The sequence below is a fragment of the Mesorhizobium sp. M4A.F.Ca.ET.020.02.1.1 genome (assembly GCF_004022645.1).
Classification (GTDB): domain Bacteria; phylum Pseudomonadota; class Alphaproteobacteria; order Rhizobiales; family Rhizobiaceae; genus Mesorhizobium.
Genome location: NZ_RZOI01000760.1, coordinates 1 through 2,793 on the forward strand (window position 1 = coordinate 1; position 2,793 = coordinate 2,793).

General features: G+C 67.7%; 5 protein-coding genes. All 5 read right to left on the reverse strand.

What is annotated here, in order from left to right:
* The coding region (locus EN742_RS30620) for a putative PEP-binding protein (protein ID WP_148670372.1) at positions 1–1,242 on the reverse strand (1,242 nt) is incomplete at its 3' end.
* Between the two features lie 41 nt (positions 1,243–1,283).
* Complete coding sequence (locus tag EN742_RS30625) at positions 1,284–1,586, reverse strand: HPr family phosphocarrier protein (RefSeq protein ID WP_126056834.1); 303 nt, start codon at positions 1,584–1,586, stop codon at positions 1,284–1,286.
* A 20-nt stretch (positions 1,587–1,606) separates the two neighbouring features.
* A complete protein-coding gene (gene dhaM, locus EN742_RS30630) occupies positions 1,607–1,996 on the reverse strand; it encodes a dihydroxyacetone kinase phosphoryl donor subunit DhaM (RefSeq protein ID WP_126056833.1) in 390 nt (129 codons plus the stop codon).
* Positions 1,996–2,595, reverse strand: a complete 600-nt coding sequence (gene dhaL / locus EN742_RS30635; RefSeq protein ID WP_126056832.1) for a dihydroxyacetone kinase subunit DhaL — start codon at positions 2,593–2,595, stop codon at positions 1,996–1,998. The genes dhaM and dhaL overlap by 1 nt, the downstream gene beginning before the upstream one ends.
* Positions 2,596–2,605: 10 nt before the next feature.
* A partial coding sequence (locus EN742_RS30640) for a DAK2 domain-containing protein (RefSeq protein WP_128333642.1) occupies positions 2,606–2,793 on the reverse strand: 188 nt, incomplete at its 5' end.

Genomic DNA, 2,793 nt, shown 5'->3' on the forward strand with positions numbered 1-2,793 from the left:
CTCGACCATAATGCCGAGCGGCGGCATCGTGTGCGCGACGCCGCGCGCGGCAAGGCTCGCCTGCTCCTCCGTGAACAGCGCGGCGGCCTTGCTGTATTCCTCGGGCGTGGCGATCATCGGAAACATGACCTTTAGATTGCCGTGGATGGCGGCGCGCAGCAATGCCCTGATCTGCACCCGGAAAATGTCGCGCCGCTTGAGCGACAGCCGGATGCCGCGCAGGCCGAGAAAGGGGTTGGTCTCCTCGACGGTGAAGCCGGCAACCGGCTTGTCGCCGCCGGCGTCGACGGTGCGGATGGTCACCGGCTTGTCGCCTGCCCATTCCAGCACCTTGCAGTAGGCATGATACTGCATCTCCTCGTCCGGCAGCGCCTTGCCGAACAGGAACTCCGTCCGCATCAGCCCGACGCCGTCGCAGGTCGAGATGTCGATGCCATCGACGTCGGAAGGGTTGGCGATGTTGACCTGCACGCGCACGGCGGTTCCCGCCTTGGTCACCGCCGGCCGGGTCAGGAAAGACTGCGCCGCGCCCAGGCGCGCGGCGAAGGAGGACGATGATTGCCGGAAGGCGTAGATCTCGGCCGGTGAGGGCGAGAGCACCATCCCGCCGTGCTCGGCATCGAGCAACGCCATGCCTGCGAGGCTGGCCGGGAAGGTGCCGAGCCCGACCACCATTGGCACGCCGCGCGCACGCGCCAGCATGGCGACATGGCTGGCGGTGCTGCCGGCCCTGAGCGCGATGCCGCCACCGGCGCTCCAGTCGATTTCGAGGAAGCGCGTCGGCGCGATGTCCTCTCCATGGAAGATGGCGCCGAGGGGTGCCGTGGGTTCCCCGTCCTCGCTCAGCGCACGCAGGACCTGGTCGCGTATGTCGCGCAGATCAGCGGCGCGTGCGCGGAAATAGTCCTGGTCTGACGCGTCGTAGCCGGCGATTTCGGCGTCGAGCGCCGCCCGCCATGCGACATCGGCGGCCTGGCCGGAGCCGATCGAGGCGAAGGCCGGCGCGCTCAGCGCATGGTCCTGCAGCATGGCGATATGGAATTCCAGGATGCCGGCGGCATCGCCGTCGGCGGTTTCGATCATTGCGCTGAGCCGGCTTACCGCCTTGCCGATCGCGGTCTCCAGCGCCGCAATCTCCTCCGCCGCGCTCGACTTGCTTGTGTAGGCGGCAGGCGGCCGGTCGAGATCGAACAGCGGCCCTTCGGCATAGCCCGTGGAGGCTGGAACACCCTCAATCCGCATGGCCCGCGTTCCTTGCGGTTCCGGCCACATGCGAGTCCGTCTCAAGCGGACCGGGCATGGTCCGCTTCCTCGTCGAAATCACGCTGCACGAGATCGACCAGCGCTTCGACAGCTTCGCTCGCGCCGTCGCCCCTGGCGCGGATGTACAGCAGCGTTCCCTTAGGTGCCTTGGCCGCCATGACCTTGACGATGCTCTTGGCGTCGAACCAGGGACCGTTGGCGGCCAAGGCCACTTCCACCTCGGCCGCGAACGACTTGGCGAGCTTGGTGAACTTCACCGAAGGGCGCGCGTGCAGACCCACATCGTGGGTGATCAGGACCATGGCTTCGGCGGATGCGGACATGCGGTCGGGTTCCCGTTCATTCACGACGGCGAAAGTTCATGCGCCGTCGCCACCACTTCCTTGAGCGAGGCGCCGCCGGAGGCTTCCGTCGCCGCCATGACCGCGCCCTCGACGATCGGCGCGTTGCACACAACAATCCTGTGCGAGCGCGGTTCGCCGATCATTTCGACCGCCATCTCGCTGTTGGTCTCGGCGCCGCCGAGATCGACGAGGATGGCGACGCCCGCCTCCGACCAGGCCTTGTCGATGGCGCCCATGATCGCCTCGACACTGGTGCCGAGCCCGCCATGGCCGTTTCCGCCGCACCATGCAAGCGGCACTTCGTCGCCGACCATCTGGCGCACCATGTCTGCGGTGCCTTCGGCGACCAGCGGCGAATGCGAGACGATGACGATACCAACGTTGCTCATCAGCGGTCCTCGACGGTTTCAGCGACTGCGCGTACCAGAAGCGCGGTCGAGCGTGCCCCAGCGTCCATATGCCCGATCGAGCGATCGCCCAGGAAGGAGGCGCGCCCGCGCAGGGCCTTCATCGGCACAGTCGCGTCAGCCGCGTGATCGGCGGCATCGGCGATTTCCGTGCCTGTCTTGCCTTGCGCCAGCGCCTCATACACCGGCTGCAGCACGTCCAGCATGGTCTTTTGTCCAGGTTGCGATTTGCCCCGCGCCGCGACCGCCTCGATCGCCCTGCCAAGCGCTGCCGTCAGCGCGGCGCGGTCAGGCGTGCCTGGCAGTTCCTTGCCGAGCGCCATGAACAGCGTGCCGAACAACGGGCCAGAGGCCCCGCCCACGGTCATCACCAGCTTGGTGCCGATCGCCTTCAAAGCGTCCGGCAAGGGCTTCGCGGCGATCGCCTCGGCGTCGGCCCGCACCGCCTCGAAGCCGCGCTTCATGTTCAGCCCGTGGTCGCCGTCGCCGATCGCCTGGTCGAGCCCGGTCAGTTCCTCGGCATGCGCCGCGATCGTGTCCGCCGCCGCCACGATCAAGTTGGAGAAATCGGATGCGGCCATTCTCTGTCCTTCATGCCGGGGCGAACATGGCCGCCACGGCCACAAACACTTCCGCCACCGCGAATGCGCCTGGATCGGCGACGCCGTCAAGCTGGCGGCCGATATAGGCGGAGCGCCCGGCCTTCGCTTTCTGCATCGCGGCGGTGGCCTCCGCTCCATGCCGCGCGGCCGTCGCGGCTGCTTCCAGCCCGCCTGTAT